The following is a 21,845-nucleotide window of genomic DNA, read 5'->3' on the forward strand; positions in this document are numbered from 1 at the left end:
AAGACGATGAGCATTGCCATCAAACACATGCCCATCGTCCTGATGATTACAGTGACGTGTGACTATATTTATGCACTGGCGCGCGGACGGATGATTTCGGTGTCCGGCAACGTTGCTTGTTCCGCATGCAAGGTGAAGTTAAAGTCGATCGACGCAAATGGCGCATCAACCTGATGCGCGTCCAAGCCAGCAGGATCGGTGACGCGCACCAGTTTCGGCACCAGGCCCTCGCGGGTGGCAAAGGCGAAGTCGTTCCACAGGTAGGGATCGCCGTCGATATTGATTTGCGTGGTCAGCTTGCGGTGACCGGGAGCGGATACGAAGAAATGGATATGCGCCGGCCGCGTTCCGTGCCGTCCCATTTGCTTCAGCAGCCGGTCAGTTGCGCCGTTCGGCGGCACGCTATAGCCTATCGGCAGGACGCTGCGGAAACGGTAGCGGCCGTGGGCATCGGTGCGTATGCTGCGGCGCAGATTGAACTCTTGCTGGCTCTTGTCGAAATAGGAATAATGGCCCTGGTGATTCGCATGCCACACCTCCACCAGCGCGCCGGCCAGCGGCTTGCCGTCGTCCGCCAGCACCTGGCCTTGCATGAACAGCAGCTCCCCCGGCTCGCCGTCGCTGTCGAGCCTGGCTTCGCCCAGCGTCTCCGGCGCGCCTGCCACATACAGGGGGCCTTCAATCGTGCGCGGCGTACCGCCCACAATGCCGGCACGGGCTTCCGCTTCATCCATGCGCAGATCGAGAAAATGCTCGAAGCCGAGGCCGGCGGCGATCAGGCCGTACTCGCCGGAACGGCCGGCTTCGGTCAGGTAATTGACGGCGGCCCAAAATTCTTCCGGCTGCACATCCAGGTCCTCTATCGTGTAAAACAGATCCTGCACAATGCGATTGACGATCGCCTTGGTGCGGGGATTGCCGGCGGCCGTTTCCGTGTCTTGGATTTTTTTCAGTACGGCGTCTATGGTGTTCTTGTCCATGGGGTCTCCTCGATGGCTTGGGTTAGTCTGTCAGCGGTCGTCCGCGCGGATCGCCGACGGATGCCGGCACAGCGCCTCTACTTCTATCTGCATGTACGGAAACAAAGGCAAGGATGTCAGCAGATCATGCAACTCGGTCGAACTGTCGACATCGAAGATGCTGATGTTGGCATACCGGCCGACCACGCGCCACAGATGCCGCCACTTGCCTGAACGCTGCAGTTCCTGTGCCAGCTCGCGCTCGGTTTTTTTCAATTCGTCCGCGGCCGCCTGCGGCATATCCGGCGGCAGCTGGACAGTCATCCTGACCTTGAATAGCATCTTCTTCTCCTGTGATCACTTCATTGCATTGCGAATACTGCGGCGGCCTTCTTGTCGCGCCGCAAAAAATCCAGGCGGTCCTCATCCAGCACGATGCCCAGTCCCGGCGCCATCGGCAGTTGCAGGCAGAAATCCTTGTATGCCAGCGGCGTCTGCAAGATTTCTTCGGTCAGCAGCAGAGGGCCGAACAGTTCGGTACCCCATGCCAGCGTCGGAAAGCCGGCGAACAGCTGGGCCGACGCCATGGTGCCGATGGCGCCTTCCAGCATGGTGCCGCCGTACAGGTCGACATGCGCTGCGGCGGCAATCGCCGCCACATGGCTGGCGCCGGTAAGGCCGCCTGACTGCGTGATCTTGACGGCGAAGACGTCCGCCGCATGAAGCCGCGCCAGCGCCATCGCATCCGCCGGCCCGTGCAAGGCTTCGTCCGCCATCAAGGGGATATTGCATTTTGCGCGCAGCTGCCGCAGCCCCTCATGATTACGGGCAGCTATCGGCTGCTCCACCAGATCGACGCCGGCGTCGTGCAACAGCGCCATGCCGAGCAGCGCCTCGGTTTCGCTCCATGCCTGATTGATGTCGACGCGGACGCTGGCGCGCTCGCCGAGCGCACGCTTGATGGCCGCCACATGGGCGACATCTTCACGCACCGGGCGCAGGCCGATCTTGAGCTTGAAAATATTGTGACGGCGCAGATCCAGCATCTTTTCTGCCTCCGCAATATCCCTTGCGGTATCGCCGCTGGCCAGCGTCCATGCGACCGGCAGCGAATCGCGGACGCGACCGCCGAACAGCGTGCTCAGCGGCACGCCCAGCCGCTGCGCCTGGGCATCGCACAACGCGGTTTCAACTGCGCATTTGGCGAAGCGGTTGCCCTGCACGTTTTTCGCTACCAGGGCCATCAGCAAGGCGACCTGGCTGGCGTCGCGGCCCAGCAGCAGGGGCGCGATATAGGTATCGATATTGATCTTGATGCTTTCCGGGCTTTCGCTGCCGTAGGCCAGGCCGCCGATGGTGGTCGCCTCGCCCCAGCCGACGATGCCTTCGCTGTCGGCCAGCCGCAGCAGCACCAGGGTCTGGTGATGCATGGTGGCGACCGACAGGCGGTGCGGCCTGATAGTCGGCACGTCGAGCAGCATGACTTCTATTTTTTCGATCACGGCATTCATCTTCGGCATCTCAAGTTGTTTGCCCTATCTTATGGACCAGGCGCCGGCCCTGTCCAAGACCGATTTTGGCGGGCGCCATACCTTTGCGGTATATCGCGCAACGGTGGCGATGTTGCAATGACTGTTGCATTGACAAGCGGCCGCCAAGCTTTGCAAGAATCGGATAGTGCGCCCCCGTAATCGTGCAAGCAGCGGATATTTTCCGGCCGCGCCTTTACCTACCATATGGATACGGACGGAGACACACGAAGACACGGGCGGCCAGGGCCGCACTCGCCATTGGTGCATAAAAATACGGAAGGAAGATCCCGATGAATGAAACGACAGCACAATCCGGCTATGCGCCGCTGGTGCAGTTTCCGCGCAAGGACGGTTCGCGCACCCCATACAAGGTATTCAATTCGCAAGAAGTCTACGACCTGGAACAGGAACGCATTTTCCGCGGGCAGGTCTGGAACTTTCTCGCGCTGGAAGCCGAGATTCCCGGCAACGGCGACTTCAAGAGCACTTTCATCGGCGACACCCCGGTGGTGGTCACCCGTACCGAAGATGGCACGCTGGCGGCCTGGGTCAACAAGTGCGCGCACCGCGGCGCCATGGTGTGCCGCACCCCGCGCGGCAACGCCAGCTCGCACAGCTGCGCCTATCACCAGTGGAGTTTCGACAGCCGCGGCAACCTGCTCGGGGTGCCGTTCCGCCGCGGCCAGAAAGGCATGAGCGGCATGCCCAAGGATTTCGATCCGGCATGCCATAGCTTGCGCCAGCTGCGCGTCGACAGTTATCGCGGCCTGGTGTTTGCCACCTTCAGTGCAACCATGGAGCCGCTGGCGGACTATATCGGCGCCGAAATGCGGCCCTGGCTGGACCGGATTTTCCACAAACCCGTGGTCTATCTGGGCTGCACCCGCCAGTATTCGAAATCCAACTGGAAGCTGTATCTGGAAAACGTGAAGGATCCCTATCACGCCAGCCTGCTGCACCTGTTCCACACGACGTTCAATATTTTCCGGGTCGGCATGAAGGCGCGCTCGCTGGTCGACAAGCGGCATGGCTTGCACAGCATCATCACCGCCACCAAGAATGAAGCGGAAACCTCCGACGCCTACAAGCAGCAGGCGATACGCTCCTTCGACGAAGGCTTCACGCTGGAAGACGATTCCGTGCTGGGCCAGATCAAGGAGTACGAAGAGATGACCACCAACCACATCCAGCCGATCTTTCCGCAGCTGGTGGTGCAGCAGATCCACAACACGCTGGTGGCGCGCCAGCTGCTGCCGAAGGGGCCGAAGAATTTCGAATTGATCTTCCATTTCTTCGGCTATGCCGACGATACCCCGGAACTGCGTGCCTTGCGCATCAAGCAAGCCAATCTGGTGGGCCCGGCCGGCTATATCTCGATGGAAGACACCGAAGCGACCGAGCTGGTGCAGCGCGGCACGGTGCGCGATCCGGACGACTGCTCGGTGCTGGAAATGGCCAAGGACAATCCAGACCAGGAAGATACGCTGATCACCGAAGGCCTGATCCGCAGATTCTGGCTCGGCTATCAGAAACTGATGGGCTTTGAAGAGGCTTGAGACATGACTAACATGACCAACACGACTAACACGACCGACATGGCATTGTGGTTCGAACTGCACCAGCTGCAGCAAGCGTATGTGCATGCGCTCGACAACGACCGTCTGGAAGAATGGCCGGAATTCTTCACCGACGACTGCCTGTATGAAATCATCCCGCGCGAAAACGCCGATGCCGGCCTGCCGATCGGCATCATCTACTGCGACAGCAAGCGCATGCTGCGCGATCGCGTGCTGTCCTTACGCCATGCCAACATCTACGAAGCGCATAGTTACCGCCATATGACTTCCGGCCTGATGATCAAGGCCATCGACGCCGATACGGCCGACACCGAATCCAGCTATTTGGTGATACAAACCCTGCAGGATGGCGAATCGACCGTGTATCAGGCCGGCCGCTACGTCGACCGCGTGGTCAGGACGCCGGCCGGCTGGCGCTACGCCAAAAAGCGCGTGGTGTACGACACGCTGCGCGTGGCGACCTTGCTGGCTACCCCGATCTGAAGGCGAACATGAGCGACTGGCACGATATCGGCACGGCCGACGATTTCAATGAAGGCGAAGCGCTGGCAGTAGTCGCCGGCGGCCAGCCGGTGGCAGTATTCCGGCTCGGCGAAGAAGTGTTTGCGCTGCGCGACTTATGCACGCACGGCAACGCCAGGCTGTCCGACGGCTATATCGAGGACGGCTGCATCGAATGTCCGCTGCACCAGGGCTTGTTCGACATCAGGAGCGGCGCGCCGCGCTGCCTGCCGGTGACCGAAGCGGTGCGCAGTTTTCCGGTACGGATCGTGGCAGGACGGGTGGAAGTCGAAGTCAGGGACACGGCTGCGCTCACGCACGAGGCCGCCATCCAGCACAGAAATATGCAGGTCGAGGCGGTCGAACGGGCGGCGCCTGACGTCGCGGTCATCCGGCTGCGCAGCAACGGCGCTGCACCTCTGGAGTACATCGCAGGCCAATACGTCGATGTCTTGCTGGCAGAAGGCCAGCGCCGCAGCTACTCGATGGCGACCCCAGCCGGCGCCGATGTGCTGGAACTGCATGTGCGGCATCTGCCCGGCGGCTTGTTCAGCGACCGTGTATTTGCCAGCCTCCAGGCCGGCGAACAGTTGCAGATCGAAGGTCCGTGCGGCAGCTTCTACCTGCGCGACGGCAGCCAGCCGGTGATCCTGCTGGCCAGCGGCACCGGCTTCGCGCCAATCAAGGCACTGGTGGAAGAAGCGATCCGCAGCGGCAGCACGCGCAGCATGTGCCTGTACTGGGGCGGCCGCAAAGAGTCTGACTTGTATAGGGATGCCCTGTGCCGCAGCTGGGCCGAAACCCTGCCCTGGTTCCGCTACATACCGGTATTGTCGGAACCGGAGGCCGCCGGCCACTGGCCGGGGCGCAAAGGTTTCGTCCATCTGGCGGTGATGCAGGACTATCCCGACCTGTCGCAGCATCAGGTATATGCCTGCGGCGCGCCGGTAGTGGTAGAAGCGGCAAGGCGCGATTTTGGCGCCGCTTGCGGCTTGCCGGCGGCGCATTTCTTTGCCGATGCGTTTCTGTCGAAAGCGGACAGCCGGCCTTGAAAACGCGATGATCTTCTGACTATTTGCTCACCGTGCTGGATGGAAAATGAACGCACCAGGCCAGCGCGGCAACAGCCAGGCGAATCAGTAAGCTACGGTAAAGCGCTGGCGCAGATGCTTGGGCTGTTCGATTTCATCCAGCATCGCGATGGCATAGTCTTCCATCGAGATATGGCTCTTGCCCTGGCTGTCCGCCATCAGCTGGTCCCGGCCGAGGCGGAATTTGCCGGTTCGCTCACCCGGCGCGAACATGGCTGGCGGCGACATGAAAGTCCATTCGATCTCGGTTTCTGCACGCAGGTCGTCCAGGAATTGCTTGCCGGGCACCGCTTCCGCCTTGTACTGGGCCGGAAAATCCGGGCTGTCCAGCAAGATCACGCCGGGCGCCGTTTCCAGGCTGGCCGCGCCGCCCATCACCAGCAGGCGCCTGACGCCGGCGCTCTTCACTCCTTGCAGCAGCGTGGCCGCGTTCAGCGAGCTGAACCTGGCCGAACTGACCACCACGTCATGGCCGCGGATCAGCTCCGCCAGTTGCGCGGGCTGGGTAGCGTCGCCCTGGCGCAGCGCGACGCCGGCCGGTGCTTTGGCCTGATCGGCAGAGCGGGTGATGCCGGTCACGCTGTGGCCGCGGCGCAGGGCCTCGGCAGCGATACGGGAGCCGGCATTGCCGGTAGCGCCGATGATGGCAATCTTCATGATGGTTTCCTTTGGGTTGCGGCCGTGCTGCGCGGCCTTGGTAGTTATTTAAAGTAACCAGTATAATTATTTGAAACTTATACGCAAGAAGGCACTTTGATGAACGATAGGAACATGCAGGTAACCACCCTCGCCGGTGCGCCTGCTCCGGCACGCGGCAGAGGCCGCCCCAGTGCCCGCGAAGACCTGCCCTGCCCGATCCGCGATGTGCTGGATCGTATCGGCGATGCCTGGAGCGTGCTGGTCATCACCACGCTGGAACCCGGCCCGGGCCGTTTCAATCAATTGCGGCGCCAGGTTGACGGCATTTCACAACGCATGCTGACCGTGACCCTGCGCCACCTGGAACGCGATGGGCTGGTGTCGCGCACCGTGATCCCGAGCACGCCGCCGCAGGTCGAGTATGCATTGACCGATACCGGGCGCTCGCTGTGCCTGCCGCTCAAGGTGCTGGCCGACTGGGCCGGCAGCCATCAGAGCGTGATCCGTGGCGCGCGCCGGCAATACGATATCGGTGGCAACTGAACGCCGGCAACTGAATCTTTCCCGAAGATTGCAAGTCTTCGGGAAAGATCGGTAACGCGGCTGATACAGGCCAAAAATCAGCCGATAGGCGCAGGCGCTGCAGCCATGCGGCGGCTGGACGACCATTTTGCCAGCTGCACTTTTTCACGAATCGCCGCGCATGCTTGCAAGACCCGCTGAATCTCTACCTCGGTCAAGCCGGAATTAAGTGTCAGCCGGACCAGCGAACGGTTCTTGGGTGTCGCCGGAGCGCAAAAAACCGCACCGAAAATACCCTCCGCCTGCAGCGCTTTGCGCAACATCAGCGTCATCGGCTCTGTTCCGGCTTCCAGCGCGATGATTTGCTCGGTGCCGTCGCTGACGTTGTAGCCTAAATCGCTCAAGCCGTCGCGTATGCGGCGTGCATTGCGATGCAAGGCGAGGCGGCGGTCGTCGGCGTTGCGGATGAAATCGAGCGCTGCATCGAACCAGGCAAGTTCGTGTCCCAGCAAGCAGGAGCTGAAGATGGCAGGACGCGAGGCCGACAGGAAATAGCCTTTGAACTTGCTGGAACAGGTAATGAATCCGGCCCGACCGCCAAGCGCCTTGGCCAGCGACGCGGTACGGAAATGCACGCGTTCGGACAAGCCCATTTGCGCTACCAGACCGGCGCCTCCCGGTCCATGCGTGCCGAGCGAGTGCGACTCATCCACCACCAGAATGCTGCCGCTTTGTTCGGCTATATCCAGCACTTCGGGCAACGGGCAAGCGCTGCCGTTGGTGCTGTAGACCGCATCGACCACAATCACCCCGGCGCCATGCTTAAGCACCTGCCGCCGCAGATGCTCGATCTCGTTGTGCAGAAACGGCACCGGACGCGCCTGCCCGGAATGCACGCCTTCCCACAGCGATGCATGGGCTTGCATATCCAGATACACCGGGACGCCGGGGCCGGCGATGCTTTGCATCAATCCGACATTGCCACTCCAGCCGGATTGCGTGATCAGGCCGTCTTCCGATTCCATGAAGCGAGCCAGCCGTTGTTCGAGACAGTGCTGAGGACTGCCCTCCTGTAAAAACACCTGCGACATCAACAAATCGACGTCGCCCTGCTTCAGGCGCGATACCTGGGCCTCAATCAAGGCCGGCTCCGCCGCGATGCACAAGTAGTCGTTGCTGGACAGGTAAATCGCATTCGGACCGGGCGCGCACCATTTATGCAGGTGTTCGCCACCCAGCAGTCTTTCGATGCGATCAATATAATGCTCGTCCATCCGAGTCGATACGAAGGCGGGCAACCGTTGCTCCGCTGCTGAAGTTAATTCAGCATGGTAGCTTGTAGTTAGTGGCATAATTTTCTCCCAAGACACTATTCTGTTGACATGCCAGACAGAATAGCCAGCGCTCGCCTGTCTGGAATCTGGAGCCGAGCTGAGCAAATCGTTGTGAAAGCGCGGTAATCAGCCGGCCCATCAACTAATTGCAGCGCAGCAATTTATAATAGGCTAATATTTCAACTCCCATGATTGAGCACACAAGCATTTGGAGCCGGTTAAGCCAGCGTTGGCCAGTCTGGCGGAACGCCACGAGTACATGGTGGTCCCGCTTTTATAGGCAATACAACAACTCCGTCGAACGTTTGATGGTGCTGGCATGGGTCGCCATCGTCGGCATGCCGCTGTACTACATCGTGTGGGCGTACTGGTTTCCGCAACCTTATGAAAATCTCGCCTTGCGGATTTTCGGCGTAGTGCTTTGCCTGCCCGCCATCTTCGTCCGGCATCTGATCCCAAAAAAATGGCTGACCGTTTATTTTTTTATCGGCCTGACCTATGTGGCGCCATTTTTCTTCACCTTCATGTTTCTGATGAACGATGGCTCCTCGATCTGGGGCCAGTCACTGCTGATAGCGCTCATCATCCTGTTCCACTTTGACACCACGCTGGCCTTCCTGTCCTACACAGCGGGCACAGCGCTGGCCTATCTCGTGTATGTCGTGCTCCACGGCAGTGTTATTGCGCCGAGCTTTCATGCGCTGGAACAATGGCCGATCCAGATTTTTGCCATCCTCACGGTATCGATCGCCAAGGTCAGCAGGAAAGTGCTGGCCCAGGAAAAACTGGCTGGCATGGCGACCGCGCTGGCGACGGTGTCGCACGAACTGCGCACGCCCCTGCGCAGCATTAACGCCAATGCGCGCGGCTTGAGCCGCCTGCTGCAGGAAGGCCCCACCCCGGCAGCGCCAAACCAGATACCGATGGAAAAGGCGCTGGCCCGGATCGAACTCGAAGTCCGGCACATGAACAACGTCATTGACCTGTTTCTGTTGAGCGCCTCGACCAGCAGGGAAAATCTGATACCGAAGGACATCGTGTCGATGGCGGCAGCGGTGGAGCTGATGATGCAACGCTATCCGTTCGTCAACCAGGAACAGCGCGCGCTTGTAGCGATCACGGTCCGCTCCGATTTTCGTTTTCTGGGGCAAGTCGAATTGTGCTCGATGGTCCTGGTCAATTTGTTGCGCAATGCGCTGACCTCGATCCAGCGCGTCGGCAAGGGCCGCATCCGGATCCTGCTGGACGGCGCCCGGGCGCGGCCCAGGCTGTTGTTTATCGATACCGGCTGCGGCATAGAAGCGAGCCGCGCAACGCACATTTTCGAACGCTTTTATGCCTACCCCGAACATAACGGCACCGGCATCGGGCTGGCATTCTGCACAGAGGTGCTGGAAGCCTGGGGCGCCCACATACGCGTGGTTTCGCGTCCGCTTGGCTATACCATTTTTGTGCTGGAATTTCCGCCGGTAGTGCAACAAAAAGCAGCAGACGTGCGCTCTCTGTTAAATTAACCGTATTTTCATCCCAAGCGCAAACATCGTCCTTGCGCCGGCCAGGCCTCGACATGAATATTTCATTACCCGTTTATCAACATCCGACCTTGACTATCCTGATCGACGATAGCCAGAGTTTCCTGGACAGCCTGGCTTTCCAGTTGCCGCCGCAGATGGCGCGCAAAGTGTTCCACGATACTCAGGCCGCCCTGGAGTGGCTGCGCGACGCCTATCGGCAGTCGCCCAGCAAGAGCCAGTCGATCCGGGTCAACTATGACGAGCAGACATTCTCGTTCGAGCGGCGCACGGTGGCGGTCGATATCGATCAGATTTACCGGCAATCGATGAATCGGCGGCGTTTCCTGTTGCCCTCGGTGCTGGTGATCGATTACGCCATGCCGCAAATGAACGGCCTGGCGTTTTGCCAGGCGGTGCAGGACCTGCCTTGCAAAAAAATCCTGTTTACCGGCCAGGCCGACGAAAAGATCGCGATCGACGCCTTCAATCGCGGCCTGATCGATCGCTTCATCAAGAAGGGCGACCACGACGCGCTCGATCATCTGGAACTGGAAATACACAGCCTGCAAAAAGAATTCTTCCACGCCCAGTCGCTGACGCTGAAAGATCTGCTGTCGCGCCATTCCTTTACTTTCCTGTCCGACCCGGCGATGGCGGCGCTGGTCGAGCAGCTGTGCAAACGGCACGGCTTTGTCGAATACTATCTGTTTCCTAACCCGACCGGCATCCTGTTCTTTGACATGCAAGGCAAGGCGACCCTGATGGTGGTGGAAACCGAGGCCAGCCTGTTGTCGCAGCTGGAAGTGGCGCAGGATTACGGTGCGCCGCTGGAATTGCTGACCGGTTTGCGCGAAATGCGACTGGTTCCTTTCTTTTCCGACAGCGGCGGCATGTATACCGACGCGTTGCGCCACGATTGGCTATCATACTGTTTGCCGGCTCAGATTTGTTTCGGAACACAAGACTACTACTGGGCCTTGTTTGATTTCCCTGCGCATTATTTGCGCGAACCATTTTATTCGTTGGCGGATTTTTTGCGCGATCAATCCGCCGATATAAAATAATCGAACCCGAAAGAATCCCATGCTGCGTAGCGAAACCGCTCCTCGAATATCCACTCCCGATCTGCTGCAGGTAGTGCAGGTACCCGATTGGGAACAATTGCGCGCCTGCGTGCAGCGTCTGCTGACGCCACTCGGCATTTGCGATTTCATGTTGCAGATGGAGATCAGCAGCGTCAACGGCGCGTCTCAGATGCAACTGTTCGGCAGCCTGCCAAGCGCGATGCTGCAGCAGTTCAGCCAGCCTGCGGACGACAAGAGCGACCCGGTCCGACAACATCTGGCGCGTTCATGCCTGCCGCTGAACTGGCAGGTCGAACAGCTGTGCCTGCTGCACGGCGGACAGATCTATCCCTTGTTGAAAACCATGGGCATCACGCAAGGCATGAGTTTGGCGATGCACAGCAAACATGCGGTGAGCCGTCTCGATTTCTATAGCAATGCGGCGCGCCAGGCCGCGCTGTCTACCAGCGTGCAAGCCGACGCCCTGCTGCTTGCCGTCCATCTGCAGGAAGCGGCCGAACTGTTGTGGCGCAAGGCCGCGCCGAATCAGGAACCGGTGTTGTCGACGCGCGAACTCGAATGCCTGCGCTGGAGCGCCGACGGCAAGACCAGCAGCGAAATCGGACTTATCTTGGGAATATCCCAGCGCACCGTGTATTTTCACATGAAGAATGTGGCGATGAAGCTGGGCGTCTACAGCACCCGCCACGCGATCAGCAGAGCGGTCATGATGGGCATCATCAAGCCTAATAATTGATAAGCTTGATAAGCGACGGCTCTGGCCTGACAGCGTAGCTTAGGTTTAGCGTGGCTCGAAGAAGCGTTTGTCGGCCAGCAGACTGAGATTGCCGCCTAGCTGCGGATTGCGAAACGGCGCCTGTGCCATCAACTCTTGCGATAGCGGAATCAAGGCCGGATCGGCTTGCCGGTAAAACGTTATCCAGCCAAGAATGCTGCCTTTCGGTATTTCCTGCTGGGCTCCGGTCTTTTCGACGAACCAGCTCGGATCGGCGATGCCGCTCAAGACCAGGTGCGCCAGCTTTTGCAAGCGTCCATGCTGGCGCTGGTACCAGTTTTCATGATTCAGATTGGCCAGTTCGGCCATCATGACCAGCGGCGCCAGCGCGTAGTTATGGTAGGACAGTGCACGGCCGGCGCGATTCAGCTCCAACGGCAAACTGCCGTCGTCGCCGATATCGTTCAACGCAGTGTCGTAGATACGGCTGGCGGCCTTGATATATTTAGCATCGCCGGTTGCCATCCCGGTCGCCATCACGGCCAGGCCAACCCAGTAATAATGGTTATTGCGCGCCTGGCGGCCGTTATCCGCAAACGCCAGCGCTGCATCCGCCAGTTGCGGCAGCCATGCCTCGATATGCGCGCGTTGCGCCGGCTCGGCTTGCGGGCGCAGTTTGAGATAGGCCAGCGCCACGCCGGCCAGCGTCCATTTGCGTTCGTACTGTGCCTGGCTGCTGGCGACTTTGCCCAGCATTGCGCCATCCACCGCCCAGCGGTCCAGCCAGCTCAGCGCGCATTGCGCCGCCGCGCTATCGCCGCTGGCGAGGTAGCGGTCGGCATTGGCGCTGACCGCGCTCAGATAGTCGCTGAACGGTTTCACCGCCGCCTCGTTCCTGGCCTTGAGCACCGGGTCTATGACGGAATAATGGGCGTCGGAGTAATAGCTGTTTGCTTCGATATCGCGCAAACCGGCCGGCGCTGGCGGGCAGCCCGCCAGTGCGCTGCCGCTGCATAAAAGGAATGCCAAAGGGAGTGTCGCAAACAGCTTGGATTGATGGTCTTGCATTCGGCTTCCTCAAAAAAGATAGTCTGCAATTAATCCTGCGCCGGCGGCGCTGCTGGTGCAGGTCCGATATCCCAAGACAATTAAAGCATGGCGATCCAGAGAAAGTTGCCATTGAATCATATTGTTGCAGTTTCTTATCAAGGCGTCATGCCGGAGCAGGACGAGAGTGCCGCCACCAATTCGGATTGATAGCTGGCGTCGCGGGTCAATTGCTGCGGGGTGACGCCATAATCCAGCGCATGCGCCGCGATGCAGGTATCCTGGCTGCCGAACAGGCTTGGTTCGAAATAGATATACGCGCTGATTCCAAGTATCGCGACTGCTATGGCGAACAGCAGCGTGCGGCGTCCTGCAGTTTTCTGCAAATCCTGTGAAATGGCTGACATGGCGATTCCTTTTATTAAACAAGTTAGCTAAACAACTAAATGAATAGAAATTAAGGCAGATAAGTAAGGCGCTTGCTTGCCGCTCTATATCTGCCTTGAGGATTACCTGACAATCAGCCGATGCTTTCCCTGACCCCGCGCAAGGCGCTGATCGAATCATCAAAGCGCTCGCCGCCGACCTGTCCGCGCAAACGTTGGGCCACCTCCGCGCTGACAGCGTTGATCGGCGCATCCAGCGCCAATCCTGCCGCGGTAGGGAAAATATTCCATTCGCGACCGTCGGCAGCGGAAGGGCGGCGTTCGATAAGTTTTTTCGCAAGCAGCGCATCCAGCAAGCGTGTTGCAGTTGGCCTGGCGATACCGAAGATGCCTGCCAGTTCGCTATTGAGCAAGCCGGGTTGCCTTAACACGGCGCGCAAGACAAAACCCTGTGGCGCAGTCAGGTCGAACGGCTGGTAGGCGGCATTCCATTCACGTTCGACGATACGGGCCAAGGCTGTGGTGTTGAAATATAGGCAGTGATCAAACATGGGCTTATTCTAGACATAATTAATTAGCTAGACAACTATTATTAGCTTCTGCCGGCGGCGAGGCAGGCGTGCGCGGATTTTGTGCCTACGCCCTTGCTGTTTTACCATTTCACCTCTACATTGATAACAACGAACATTCGGTACAACCATCCGGTACACATAAAATGCCAGTAGCCATCCTTACCCGCGACGAAGTCGTTGAACGCATCTTGGCCGCTTTCCGCCGCTACGGTTATGAGGGCAGCAGCCTGTCGCGCTTGTCGGAAGCCACCGGGCTGGGCCGCTCCAGCCTTTATCATTATTTTCCAAACGGCAAGGAAGATATGGCCAGTGCAGCGATGGCTGCGGTCGGCGCCTGGTTTTCCCAGCATGTGCTATCGACGCTGAACAGCCCCGAGGCTGCCGCCATCCGCTTGCAGCACTTCGCCGGCAAATTGATGGAATATTATTCCAGCGGCATGGCGCCCTGCCTGATGGATGTGTTCACCATCGGCGAAGCCGGTTCGCTGTTCCAGCAACATCTGGGCGGCCGCATGCGGGCGCTGATGACGCTGCTGGCTGAGGTGGCGGAAGAGGCTGGCGTCGATAAGGTGGAGGCGGCGATACGGGCGGAGAATGCGGTGGTGGCGATTCAGGGGTCGCTGATTGTGTCGCGTGCCCTGGATAGCAACGGCCCCTTTTTGCGCATGATAGAAAACTTCCCCGCCATCCTGCTTGGTTCTCAAGCAAGCGAGTAGCCTGTCCTGGGTTTCCTGTTTTTACTTGACAGGGCAGTTTCGCCTTTGTATTGTACCGATTGTTCGGTACAGAATTCCGTGATTCCTTTGAGCATCGCCTGCGATGCATTTTATTCAATCCATCAGGAGATTCGCATGTCAGTCGCCCGCCCAACCCAGCCGATCCGTCTTTATCGCGCCGCCTTGTCCGGCCATGCCCACCGGGTTCAGCTGTTTCTGTCCTTGCTGGACTTGCCGTTTGAGATGATCGATATCGATCTGCGCGCGGGTGAACAAAGAAAGCCCGAATTCCTGGCGAAGAATCCGTTTGGCCAGGTGCCGGTGATTGAAGATGGCGAGGTCACGCTGGCCGATTCGAACGCGATCCTGGTCTATCTGGCCGGCAAATATGGCGCGGCCAGCTGGCTGCCGCAAGATCCTGTGGCAGCCGCAACCGTGCAGCGCTTTTTGTCGCTGGCGGCCGGCGAAATCTTCAGAGGCCCGGCCAGCGCTCGCCTGGCGACCTTGTTCGGCATGCCGCTGGATCATGCGGCGGCTTGCGCTACCGCCAGACAATTGTTCGCGATTCTGGAACCGCATCTGGCCAGTCGACTTTTCCTGACCGGCGCGCAAGTGACGATCGCCGATGTGGCGGCTTACAGCTATATCGCGCATGCTCCGGAAGGCGGCGTTGCGCTGGACGGCTACCCTCACATCCGTGCATGGCTGGGCCGGGTTGAAGCTTTGCCTGGCTTTGTCGCCATGCAGGCCAGCCGGCCGGCGTTGGCGGCCTGAGACCGCACGCTCTGATCGGCACGCCGCTCAGAGCGCTCATCGAGGAGGCAAGACATGTCCAATCTTGAGGCAACCGCAACCAGCTCTGCAGACAGCCCTTTCCATAGCGGCGAACGCGCAGTCCAGCAACGCGTCGGCGTGCTTGAAAAAATGGCGAGCCGCGCTCAGGTGATCCGCAGTTTCATGCCGGACCAGCATCGCGAATTTTTTCAGCAATTGCCGTTCATGATCGTCGGCAGCATCGATCGCCGGCAACAACCGTGGGCGTCGATAGTGACAGGCGCGCCCGGCTTCGTGACCTCGCCCGACGCCGAACATCTGACGATACACGCGTATGCCTTGGCGGCCGACCCGCTGCAGCAGAACCTGGCCGACCACGCCGCCATCGGCTTGCTGGGAATCGAACCGCATACCCGCCGCCGCAATCGCATGAACGGCAAGGTCGAAAAATCAAGCGCCGCAGGATGGACGCTGAAAGTCGAGCAGAGCTTCGGCAACTGCCCGAAATACATCCAGGCGCGCCGCCCCAGCCTGGTCGAGGACGCTGCCGCATCGGCGCCGGTGGTCCATCGAAGCGAACAGCTCGATGCGGCGATGCAAGAACTGATCGCCAGCGCAGACACTTTCTTCATTGCGACTGCGTATTTGGGTAAATCCATGGACAATCCAACGACCCCCAGCGAAGCAAACAATCGTCAACACGGGGTTGATGTCTCACACCGCGGCGGCAAGCCCGGCTTTGTCCGCATCGACGACGCCAGGACGCTGACGGTGCCTGATTTCGTCGGCAATTTTTTCTTCAACACCATCGGCAACCTGGTTGAACATCCGCGCGCCGGCCTGCTGTTCATCGATTTCGCCAGCGGCGATCTGTTGTATCTGGCGGTCAGCGCCGAGCTGATCTGGGACGGCCCTGAAGTCGCCGCCTTCAAGGGCGCCGAACGCCTGCTACGCTTCCATGTGGAGCAGGCGATACGGGTCGAAGCTTCCTTGCCCCTGCGCTGGAGCGCGGCAGAACAATCGCCGGCGCTGGCGCCAATGGGCTCCTGGCAGGCATGAAAAAAGCCGGCTGCCTGTTTCCAGAGCAGCCGGCTTTCCGAGACCAGACTGAACGCCGATCCGCTACGGAACCAGCGCTATTTCAGCAATCCATCAGCGAATTACTCCTGCGGCACCGGCGTCAATGCACCAGTCAAATCGCCCATCGGCTTGCCGCCGTTCGCCACCAGCGCCTTGTCGCGCGCGGTGATGCCAGGCAGTACCGGCAGCGCATAGCGCTTGGTGATGAAGCGCAGGATGGAGGCGGTATCGTATTGCGTGTGATCGACGAAACCCTTCTTCGCGTACGGCGACACCAGGATAGCCGGCAAGCGGGTGCCCGGACCCCAGCGATCGCCCTTCGGCGGCCCTACGTGATCCCAGAAACCGCCGTTTTCGTCGTAAGTCACCACGATCAGCATGTGCTTCCATTGCGGGCTGGCTTGCAGCTTGGCGATCACGTCTGCGATATGGGCGTCGCCGTCGGCGACGTTGGCATAGCCGGGATGCTGGTTCAAATTACCTTGCGGTTTGTAGAACGCCACTGCTGGCAGTTTGCCGGCGGTGGCATCCTGCAAGAACGACGCATCGAAATCCTTCAGATGGCTGGCACGTTCTGCCGCGCCGGCCGTGGTCGCCGGATCGAAGCGGCTATAGTAATTGAACGGCTGGTGATGCGGCTGGAACTGCGTCTTGCCGCTGTAGATGACGCTGCGCGTGGCGTTCGGTGCGTCCGCCACGGCGGCATTCCAGGCGCCGGCATACCAGGCCCAATCGACGCCCTTGACCGTCAACTGATCGCCGATGGTGGTTTGGGTCTGGATTGGCAGGGTAGTGGCCTTGCTCGGATCGGCATACGCAGCAACTGTGGCAGCCGCATTACCGCTCGGCTGAAACGGCGGCTGCATGGTATTGACCGCATAGAACATGCCGGATGCATCTTTCGGCGTAAGGGTGCTGTCTTTTTGATAGACCGGTGCACCGTTCAGGACCGAAGTCGGCATGCCGGTGCCAGGGGTCAGCCCGATCAGATTGCCGTTGGCATCCAGATTGACGGCCGAGATATTGTTCTTGGCAGGCGAAGTGGCGGCGTCGGCGTTCGGATAGGTCGGGGCGCAGGCGCAGATCAGATATTGATGGGTCAGGAAGGAGCCGCCGAAGGTGCCCATGAAGAAATTATCGGCCAGCGTGTATTGCTTGGCAATGTTCCACAGCTTCATGCTGCTGCCGTCGTAATAGCCCATGCTGAGGCCGCCGGCATCGGAGTACGCGGTGAATTTATCGTTCTTGCCGCCGTTGATCTGCATCTGGTTATTGTAGAAACGATGCACCAGATCGCGGGTGATGACCGACGCCGGCATCGTGATCGGGCTCTTCGGATCGTCGATCTGGAACGGCGCGTTTGGCAGATTGGCCGATTGCGCCTGAGTGATGACCGTGCTCTGGCCGGCCAGGGTCATGCCGCCCCAGGTAGGGGGCAAGACCGGCAAGGTGCTGCCGTCGAAGTCTTTTTGCGGTACGTAGCTGGAGGTGGAAGTCGGATTGACGCCGGGAATGCCGTTGGCGCCGGGGAACAGGCCGTACAGATTGTCGAAGCCGCGGTTTTCAGCAAAGATCACCACCACGTTCCGGATTTTTCTCATCGCCAGCGCGCTGCCCAAAGAGCGGCCGAAATCATCGTTGTCGCCATTGGTCACTGCATCTGCAATGGCGTCGTTGATTTCCGCAGCTTCGGCCTTCAGCTTGGCCAGGTCATCGGCGCCGAGCTGGTTGATATCGGTCAGCAGGTTGGCTTCAGCGGTACCGATTTTGGCAGCCAGTTTCTTGCTGGCGTCGGCGAAATCGCCGCCGTTGGCGTCCATCGCTGTCGCCAGCTCGGTCGAAATCGCACTGACGAATGCGCTGCGTCCGACGGGAGCGCGGAACACCAGTTTCTGCGTCACGGCGCTGCCTTTGTCGCCCAGCAGCTCATGGCGGGTGGCGTTGGCGTCGATAATGGCTACGACCGCGCCCTGGCCTTTGAGTGAGTACGAACCATCGGCCGCAGTCTTGACTACCGGCGATGTGGCGTCGCACGTCGCTTTCTTGATCTTGTCTTCGAAGCAGACTTGCGCGTTTTCATAGTAGCTGCCGGTCACTTTGCCGGTAGTCACCGCGCCGCTATCGCTAACCGAGCCGCCGCCGCCGCATGCGCTCAAGCCGGCTGACATAGCCACCGTCGCTACCGCAATCGGCAACCGCTTTATAGTCCGCTTCATAGTCCGCTCCATAAGCCCTCCCCGGGCAATAAAAAGCGTCATCGTATGCCTCGAATATTTCAACTGTGTGAAATCGCGGTGCCGAACACGCAATATTTTTCATCGAAGAATGTGTCATCGTTCTGTCACAGAGCGGTGCTAGTCTTGGCTCCCATTCTTGCCCCCACACTTTACTTTCCATCCCATGCAACCAGCGGTCATTGCATCTCTCGGCGCGACAGTCGCGCTTCTCCTGAGCGGCTGCGGCCAGCAGCTGGCGGACGCCGAGGTAGCGGCACGCCAGCCGGCCGTTCCGGCCCACGTTGGCGCCACCTACGCACCAACGCTGAAAAAGCAGCCGTCGGTGGCCGACATGACTGCACTGGGCCGCACCATGTTCTCCGATCCTTCGCTGTCGGCCTCGGGCAAGATGTCTTGCGCCACCTGCCATAGTCCCGAGCATGCGTTCGGGCCGCCGAATGATCTGGCGGTGCAGCTCGGCGGCAAGGAAATGAAAACGCTGGGCACGCGCGCAGTGCCTTCCTTGCGGTATATACAGAATGTGCCGGCCTTCACCGAACATTTCCACGATGACGACGGCGACGACAGCATCGACGCCGGCCCCACCGGCGGCCACAACTGGGACGGCCGCGCGCCATCCGCCCACGACCAGGCGCGGATCCCGCTGTTGTCGATGCACGAGATGGGCAATGCGAATCCAGCCGAGGTGGTGGCGAAGCTGAAAAAAGCCAGTTACGTCGCGCAATTCCGCGCTACCTTCGGCGAAGATATTTTCGACAATCAGGAACAAGCCTTCAAATGGGCGCTGATGGCGCTCGAAGTATTCCAGGAAAGCCCGACCGAGTTTTATCCGTACAACAGCAAGTACGACGCCTTTTTGCGCCAGCAAACCCAGCTCAGCAAACAAGAGATGAACGGCCTGCGCCTGTTCAACGATCCGGCCAAAGGCAATTGCGCTTCATGCCATATCAGCGAAATCTCGGCCAGCGGAGCGTTTCCGCAATTTACCGATTACGGCCTGATCGCCATCGGCGTGCCGCGCAACAAACATATCCCGGCCAACGCCGATCCCAAATATTTCGATATGGGTTTATGCGGCCCGGACCGCACCGATCTCAAGGACAAGACCGAGTACTGCGGCATGTTCAAGACGCCGTCCCTGCGCAACGTCGCCACGCGCCAGGTGTTTTTCCATAACGGCGCGTTCACCAGCCTGGAACAGGTGATGAAATTTTATGTGCAGCGCGATACCCAGCCGCAGAAATGGTATCCGCGCGATACAGACGGCAGTGTGCGCAAGTACGACGATCTGCCGCAGGAATATCGCGGCAACGTCAATGTGGAAGCGCCGTTTGACCGCAAGCCAGGCGACAAGCCGGCGCTGACGGATGGCGAGATCAAGGATGTCATCGCCTTTCTGAAAACCCTGAACGACGGTTATCGGCCATAAAAAAGCTCATGGCTTATCCATGAGCCTGTTTTCTGCCGGCCTTACTTGTTGTTGCCGGCAGCTTTCTCAAACTGCGCATGGTATTCCTGCGCCAGCTTGCGAATCGCCTTGCCGATGTTGGCATAGTCGTATTCGTTCAGATTGGCCAGCGAGACCCGCGCCGACGCATGCGCCGTGCCAAAGCCGCGGCCTGGCAACAGGATGACGCCGGTTTCTTGCGCCAACCGGAACAGCGCTTCGTTCGGCTTCAAACGCTGCACCATCCACTTGGCGAAATCGGCGCCGTACATTTGCGTGGCCAGCGTTTCCATATCGAGCAGGTGATAGTAGCTGACCGAATCGACGTCGACCGGCAGCGGCAAGCCCAGCGCCTGGTACAACGCTTCCTTGCGGCGCAAGACGATGCGCTTCATCGCATTCTTGTAATACTCCGGCTCGTCCATCAGCGAATACAGGGAGAACAAGGTCATCTGCGCCTGCACCGGGGTCGACACGCCGGCAGTATGGTTGAGCGCCACGGTGCGGCTGTCGGCCACCAGGCGGTCGATGAATTTCAGGGCGCGCGGTTCGGTGGTGATCGAGTTGTAGCGCAGATCGAGCTCCTTGCGGCGCGCCTCCGGCAGCGCGGCGATCTTGTCGTCCAGGATATTCTTTTCGTGGGTGGCGATCACCCCCATGCGCCAGCCGGTAGCGCCGAAATACTTGGAGAACGAATACACCAGGATGGTGTTGTACGGACAGATGGCAAACAGGGAAACGAAGTTGTCGGCGAAAGTGCCGTACACATCGTCGGTGAGAATGATCAGGTCGGGACGTTGCTTGATGATCTCGGCGATATACGCCAAGGTCTCGTCATTGATCTTGACCGACGGCGGATTGCTCGGGTTGACCAGGAAAAACGCCTTGACCTTGGGATCGAGCAGCTTGTCGAGTTCCTTCTTGCTGAACTGCCAGTTGTTCTCCGGCGGCGCGTCGATCATCAGTTCGACCAGCTGGTAATCGTTCAGGTGCGGGATTTCGATATACGGCGTGAAAATCGGCATGCCGAGGGCGATGGTGTCGCCGGCCTTGAGCAGATGGTTTTCGCGCAGGCTGTTGAAAATGTAAGTCATGGCGGCGGTGCCGCCTTCGACCGCGTACATGTCGAAATTGCCGACAAACGGCTGCCGGCCGATCATCTCGCGACGGATGTACTGGCCGACAATCTTCTCGCTCAGGCGCAGCATGCGGTCCGGCACCGGGTAGTTGCAACCGAGGATGGCTTCGCACATCTCGTAGATGAAAGCGCCGGCCGACAGGCCCAGCTGGTCGCGCACATAGGACACGGCAGCTTCAATGAAACGAATCCCGTCGACGCCGGCATTGGCTTTGGTGAAAATCTCGAAACGCGCCTCGATGCCGTCCCGTTGCGGGAAGCCGCCGACGCCATCCATATAGATATAGGAGCGCTCGGCTTCGCTCATGGCAAACAGGCCGAACTGGAAAAAGCCGTGACGCGGCGTGGTCGCCAGGAAATTCGGATTGCCGCGGCCGGCGTTGAGCATGGCGCGGTCGGTGGTCGAGGCCACCTGGATCAAGGCATCTTTCAATTCAAACGGGCTAAGCAGTGCAAGTTTGTCCGGGTTGCTGAAATCCATGCTGATACTCCTTATTCGATAGGTGGGTCCGCCGCGGCGGATCGGTAAGCTCAAATGTTGACGCTGCCAGATACCATCAGACCAAGGCCACGACCAGCGGACCCAGCAAAGTCAGAAACACATTAGCCAAGGCATAGGTGATGGCAAAGGGCACGGTAGGAATCGCGTTTTCCGCTTTATCCAGCACTTCGCCGAAAGCCGGATTGGCGCTGCGTGAACCGGCGAGGGCGCCGGCGAGCACCGCCGTATTGTTGTAGCGCAGTATGTAACGCCCGATCAGCATGGTCAGTATCATCGGCAAAATGGTCACCACCACGCCGACCCCGAAGATAGTGAAACCTTGCTGCCTGACAGTCTGCACCGCCTGCAAACCGGAAGACAAACCGACCACCACCACGAAACCGGCGAGGCCGAGGTCTTTCAGGATTTGCACCGCGCCGGCAGGCATGGCGCCGAAAGACTGATGCTTGGAACGGAACCAGCCAAACAGCAGGCCGG

General features: G+C 59.5%; 22 protein-coding genes. 11 read left to right on the top strand and 11 right to left on the bottom strand.

Going from position 1 to position 21,845, the window contains the following annotated elements:
• Positions 1-68: 68 nt before the first annotated feature.
• From catA to KHU33_RS12700, 3 genes are read right to left on the bottom strand one after another with little or no spacing between them, the layout of a single operon-like run.
• Positions 69-980, bottom strand: a complete 912-nt coding sequence (gene catA, locus KHU33_RS12690) for a catechol 1,2-dioxygenase (RefSeq protein ID WP_211463361.1) — start codon at positions 978-980, stop codon at positions 69-71.
• Positions 981-1,010: 30 nt separating this feature from the next.
• A complete protein-coding gene (gene catC / locus KHU33_RS12695) occupies positions 1,011-1,301 on the bottom strand; it encodes a muconolactone Delta-isomerase (RefSeq protein WP_211463363.1) in 291 nt (96 codons plus the stop codon).
• Positions 1,302-1,321: 20 nt separating this feature from the next.
• On the bottom strand, positions 1,322-2,470 hold the full coding sequence (locus tag KHU33_RS12700) for a muconate/chloromuconate family cycloisomerase (protein ID WP_211463365.1): 1,149 nt from the start codon (positions 2,468-2,470) through the stop codon (positions 1,322-1,324).
• Between the two features lie 311 nt (positions 2,471-2,781).
• Here KHU33_RS12700 and andAc point away from each other — a divergent pair, with 311 nt between their 5' ends.
• Genes andAc through andAb form a run of 3 tightly spaced genes read left to right on the top strand, consistent with a single transcriptional unit; the run spans position 2,782 to position 5,621 of the window.
• Positions 2,782-4,047, top strand: coding sequence for an anthranilate 1,2-dioxygenase large subunit AndAc (gene andAc, locus KHU33_RS12705; protein WP_211463367.1), 1,266 nt, complete (start codon positions 2,782-2,784; stop codon positions 4,045-4,047).
• Between the two features lie 3 nt (positions 4,048-4,050).
• Entirely contained in the window at positions 4,051-4,551 is a 501-nt protein-coding gene (andAd, locus tag KHU33_RS12710; protein ID WP_211463369.1) for an anthranilate 1,2-dioxygenase small subunit AndAd, read from the top strand.
• Between the two features lie 8 nt (positions 4,552-4,559).
• Positions 4,560-5,621 carry an anthranilate 1,2-dioxygenase ferredoxin subunit AndAb gene (gene andAb / locus KHU33_RS12715; protein ID WP_211463371.1) on the top strand — a complete coding sequence of 354 codons (1,062 nt, stop codon included), beginning with the start codon at positions 4,560-4,562 and terminating at the stop codon, positions 5,619-5,621.
• Positions 5,622-5,705: 84 nt separating this feature from the next.
• Here andAb and KHU33_RS12720 read toward each other — a convergent pair whose 3' ends face one another.
• Positions 5,706-6,317 carry an NAD(P)-dependent oxidoreductase gene (locus KHU33_RS12720; protein WP_211463373.1) on the bottom strand — a complete coding sequence of 204 codons (612 nt, stop codon included), beginning with the start codon at positions 6,315-6,317 and terminating at the stop codon, positions 5,706-5,708.
• Positions 6,318-6,431: 114 nt separating this feature from the next.
• Between KHU33_RS12720 and KHU33_RS12725 the strand changes: the two genes are divergently transcribed.
• Positions 6,432-6,842: a winged helix-turn-helix transcriptional regulator gene (locus KHU33_RS12725; protein WP_211463375.1), complete on the top strand. Its 411-nt coding sequence runs from the start codon at positions 6,432-6,434 to the stop codon at positions 6,840-6,842.
• Positions 6,843-6,919: 77 nt separating this feature from the next.
• On the opposite strand, the gene cqsA is transcribed toward KHU33_RS12725, so the two are convergent.
• On the bottom strand, positions 6,920-8,173 hold the full coding sequence (gene cqsA / locus KHU33_RS12730) for an alpha-hydroxyketone-type quorum-sensing autoinducer synthase (RefSeq protein ID WP_211463377.1): 1,254 nt from the start codon (positions 8,171-8,173) through the stop codon (positions 6,920-6,922).
• A 290-nt stretch (positions 8,174-8,463) separates the two neighbouring features.
• On the opposite strand from cqsA, the gene KHU33_RS12735 reads away from it, so the two are divergent.
• Genes KHU33_RS12735 through KHU33_RS12745 form a run of 3 tightly spaced genes read left to right on the top strand, consistent with a single transcriptional unit; the run spans position 8,464 to position 11,490 of the window.
• Positions 8,464-9,669: a sensor histidine kinase gene (locus KHU33_RS12735; RefSeq protein WP_230414232.1), complete on the top strand. Its 1,206-nt coding sequence runs from the start codon at positions 8,464-8,466 to the stop codon at positions 9,667-9,669.
• Between the two features lie 53 nt (positions 9,670-9,722).
• Positions 9,723-10,733, top strand: a complete 1,011-nt coding sequence (locus tag KHU33_RS12740) for a response regulator (RefSeq protein ID WP_211463381.1) — start codon at positions 9,723-9,725, stop codon at positions 10,731-10,733.
• Positions 10,734-10,752: 19 nt separating this feature from the next.
• A complete protein-coding gene (locus tag KHU33_RS12745; protein ID WP_211463383.1) occupies positions 10,753-11,490 on the top strand; it encodes a LuxR family transcriptional regulator in 738 nt (245 codons plus the stop codon).
• Between the two features lie 45 nt (positions 11,491-11,535).
• On the opposite strand, the gene KHU33_RS12750 is transcribed toward KHU33_RS12745, so the two are convergent.
• The 3 genes from KHU33_RS12750 to KHU33_RS12760 all read right to left on the bottom strand — a co-directional run bounded on the left by KHU33_RS12750 (position 11,536) and on the right by KHU33_RS12760 (position 13,453).
• Complete coding sequence (locus KHU33_RS12750) at positions 11,536-12,537, bottom strand: alginate lyase family protein (protein WP_211463385.1); 1,002 nt, start codon at positions 12,535-12,537, stop codon at positions 11,536-11,538.
• A 137-nt stretch (positions 12,538-12,674) separates the two neighbouring features.
• Positions 12,675-12,923: a hypothetical protein gene (locus tag KHU33_RS12755; protein ID WP_211463387.1), complete on the bottom strand. Its 249-nt coding sequence runs from the start codon at positions 12,921-12,923 to the stop codon at positions 12,675-12,677.
• A 113-nt stretch (positions 12,924-13,036) separates the two neighbouring features.
• Positions 13,037-13,453, bottom strand: a complete 417-nt coding sequence (locus KHU33_RS12760; protein ID WP_211463389.1) for a MarR family winged helix-turn-helix transcriptional regulator — start codon at positions 13,451-13,453, stop codon at positions 13,037-13,039.
• A 164-nt stretch (positions 13,454-13,617) separates the two neighbouring features.
• On the opposite strand from KHU33_RS12760, the gene KHU33_RS12765 reads away from it, so the two are divergent.
• The 3 genes from KHU33_RS12765 (at position 13,618) to KHU33_RS12775 (ending at position 16,023) form a co-directional block, all read left to right on the top strand.
• Positions 13,618-14,190 (top strand): TetR/AcrR family transcriptional regulator, encoded by a 573-nt coding sequence (locus KHU33_RS12765; RefSeq protein ID WP_230414233.1) that lies wholly within the window; start codon positions 13,618-13,620, stop codon positions 14,188-14,190.
• Between the two features lie 135 nt (positions 14,191-14,325).
• Entirely contained in the window at positions 14,326-14,964 is a 639-nt protein-coding gene (locus tag KHU33_RS12770; RefSeq protein ID WP_211463393.1) for a glutathione S-transferase family protein, read from the top strand.
• A 54-nt stretch (positions 14,965-15,018) separates the two neighbouring features.
• Positions 15,019-16,023, top strand: a complete 1,005-nt coding sequence (locus KHU33_RS12775) for a pyridoxamine 5'-phosphate oxidase family protein (protein WP_211463395.1) — start codon at positions 15,019-15,021, stop codon at positions 16,021-16,023.
• Positions 16,024-16,124: 101 nt separating this feature from the next.
• Here the strand turns inward: KHU33_RS12775 and acpA are convergent, their stop codons facing one another.
• Complete coding sequence (acpA, locus tag KHU33_RS12780; RefSeq protein ID WP_211463397.1) at positions 16,125-18,260, bottom strand: acid phosphatase; 2,136 nt, start codon at positions 18,258-18,260, stop codon at positions 16,125-16,127.
• Between the two features lie 184 nt (positions 18,261-18,444).
• Between acpA and KHU33_RS12785 the strand changes: the two genes are divergently transcribed.
• Positions 18,445-19,710 carry a cytochrome-c peroxidase gene (locus KHU33_RS12785; RefSeq protein ID WP_211463399.1) on the top strand — a complete coding sequence of 422 codons (1,266 nt, stop codon included), beginning with the start codon at positions 18,445-18,447 and terminating at the stop codon, positions 19,708-19,710.
• Between the two features lie 41 nt (positions 19,711-19,751).
• On the opposite strand, the gene KHU33_RS12790 is transcribed toward KHU33_RS12785, so the two are convergent.
• Together KHU33_RS12790 and KHU33_RS12795 are read right to left on the bottom strand one after the other, a co-directional pair.
• The gene (locus tag KHU33_RS12790) at positions 19,752-21,347 is read right to left on the bottom strand and encodes a bifunctional aspartate transaminase/aspartate 4-decarboxylase (protein ID WP_211463407.1); all 1,596 of its coding nucleotides are present in this window, start codon (positions 21,345-21,347) and stop codon (positions 19,752-19,754) included.
• A gap of 76 nt (positions 21,348-21,423) precedes the next feature.
• Positions 21,424-21,845 (bottom strand): aspartate-alanine antiporter-like transporter (locus KHU33_RS12795; RefSeq protein ID WP_456236951.1); only part of this gene is annotated, 422 nt, incomplete at its 5' end.

Source organism: Collimonas silvisoli, from assembly GCF_018305005.1.
GTDB lineage: Bacteria > Pseudomonadota > Gammaproteobacteria > Burkholderiales > Burkholderiaceae_D > Collimonas > Collimonas silvisoli.

Excerpts from the sequence above, each read along its gene's own strand:
- catA (WP_211463361.1), bottom strand. The coding sequence starts at position 980 with ATGGACAAGAACACCATAGACGCCGTACTGAAAAAAATCCAAGACACG.
- catC (WP_211463363.1), bottom strand. The coding sequence starts at position 1,301 with ATGCTATTCAAGGTCAGGATGACTGTCCAGCTGCCGCCGGATATGCCG.
- KHU33_RS12700 (WP_211463365.1), bottom strand. The coding sequence starts at position 2,470 with ATGAATGCCGTGATCGAAAAAATAGAAGTCATGCTGCTCGACGTGCCG.
- andAc (WP_211463367.1), top strand. The coding sequence starts at position 2,782 with ATGAATGAAACGACAGCACAATCCGGCTATGCGCCGCTGGTGCAGTTT.
- andAd (WP_211463369.1), top strand. The coding sequence starts at position 4,051 with ATGACTAACATGACCAACACGACTAACACGACCGACATGGCATTGTGG.
- andAb (WP_211463371.1), top strand. The coding sequence starts at position 4,560 with ATGAGCGACTGGCACGATATCGGCACGGCCGACGATTTCAATGAAGGC.
- KHU33_RS12720 (WP_211463373.1), bottom strand. The coding sequence starts at position 6,317 with ATGAAGATTGCCATCATCGGCGCTACCGGCAATGCCGGCTCCCGTATC.
- KHU33_RS12725 (WP_211463375.1), top strand. The coding sequence starts at position 6,432 with ATGCAGGTAACCACCCTCGCCGGTGCGCCTGCTCCGGCACGCGGCAGA.
- cqsA (WP_211463377.1), bottom strand. The coding sequence starts at position 8,173 with ATGCCACTAACTACAAGCTACCATGCTGAATTAACTTCAGCAGCGGAG.
- KHU33_RS12735 (WP_230414232.1), top strand. The coding sequence starts at position 8,464 with ATGGTGCTGGCATGGGTCGCCATCGTCGGCATGCCGCTGTACTACATC.
- KHU33_RS12740 (WP_211463381.1), top strand. The coding sequence starts at position 9,723 with ATGAATATTTCATTACCCGTTTATCAACATCCGACCTTGACTATCCTG.
- KHU33_RS12745 (WP_211463383.1), top strand. The coding sequence starts at position 10,753 with ATGCTGCGTAGCGAAACCGCTCCTCGAATATCCACTCCCGATCTGCTG.
- KHU33_RS12750 (WP_211463385.1), bottom strand. The coding sequence starts at position 12,537 with ATGCAAGACCATCAATCCAAGCTGTTTGCGACACTCCCTTTGGCATTC.
- KHU33_RS12755 (WP_211463387.1), bottom strand. The coding sequence starts at position 12,923 with ATGTCAGCCATTTCACAGGATTTGCAGAAAACTGCAGGACGCCGCACG.
- KHU33_RS12760 (WP_211463389.1), bottom strand. The coding sequence starts at position 13,453 with ATGTTTGATCACTGCCTATATTTCAACACCACAGCCTTGGCCCGTATC.
- KHU33_RS12765 (WP_230414233.1), top strand. The coding sequence starts at position 13,618 with ATGCCAGTAGCCATCCTTACCCGCGACGAAGTCGTTGAACGCATCTTG.
- KHU33_RS12770 (WP_211463393.1), top strand. The coding sequence starts at position 14,326 with ATGTCAGTCGCCCGCCCAACCCAGCCGATCCGTCTTTATCGCGCCGCC.
- KHU33_RS12775 (WP_211463395.1), top strand. The coding sequence starts at position 15,019 with ATGTCCAATCTTGAGGCAACCGCAACCAGCTCTGCAGACAGCCCTTTC.
- acpA (WP_211463397.1), bottom strand. The coding sequence starts at position 18,260 with ATGAAGCGGACTATAAAGCGGTTGCCGATTGCGGTAGCGACGGTGGCT.
- KHU33_RS12785 (WP_211463399.1), top strand. The coding sequence starts at position 18,445 with ATGCAACCAGCGGTCATTGCATCTCTCGGCGCGACAGTCGCGCTTCTC.
- KHU33_RS12790 (WP_211463407.1), bottom strand. The coding sequence starts at position 21,347 with ATGGATTTCAGCAACCCGGACAAACTTGCACTGCTTAGCCCGTTTGAA.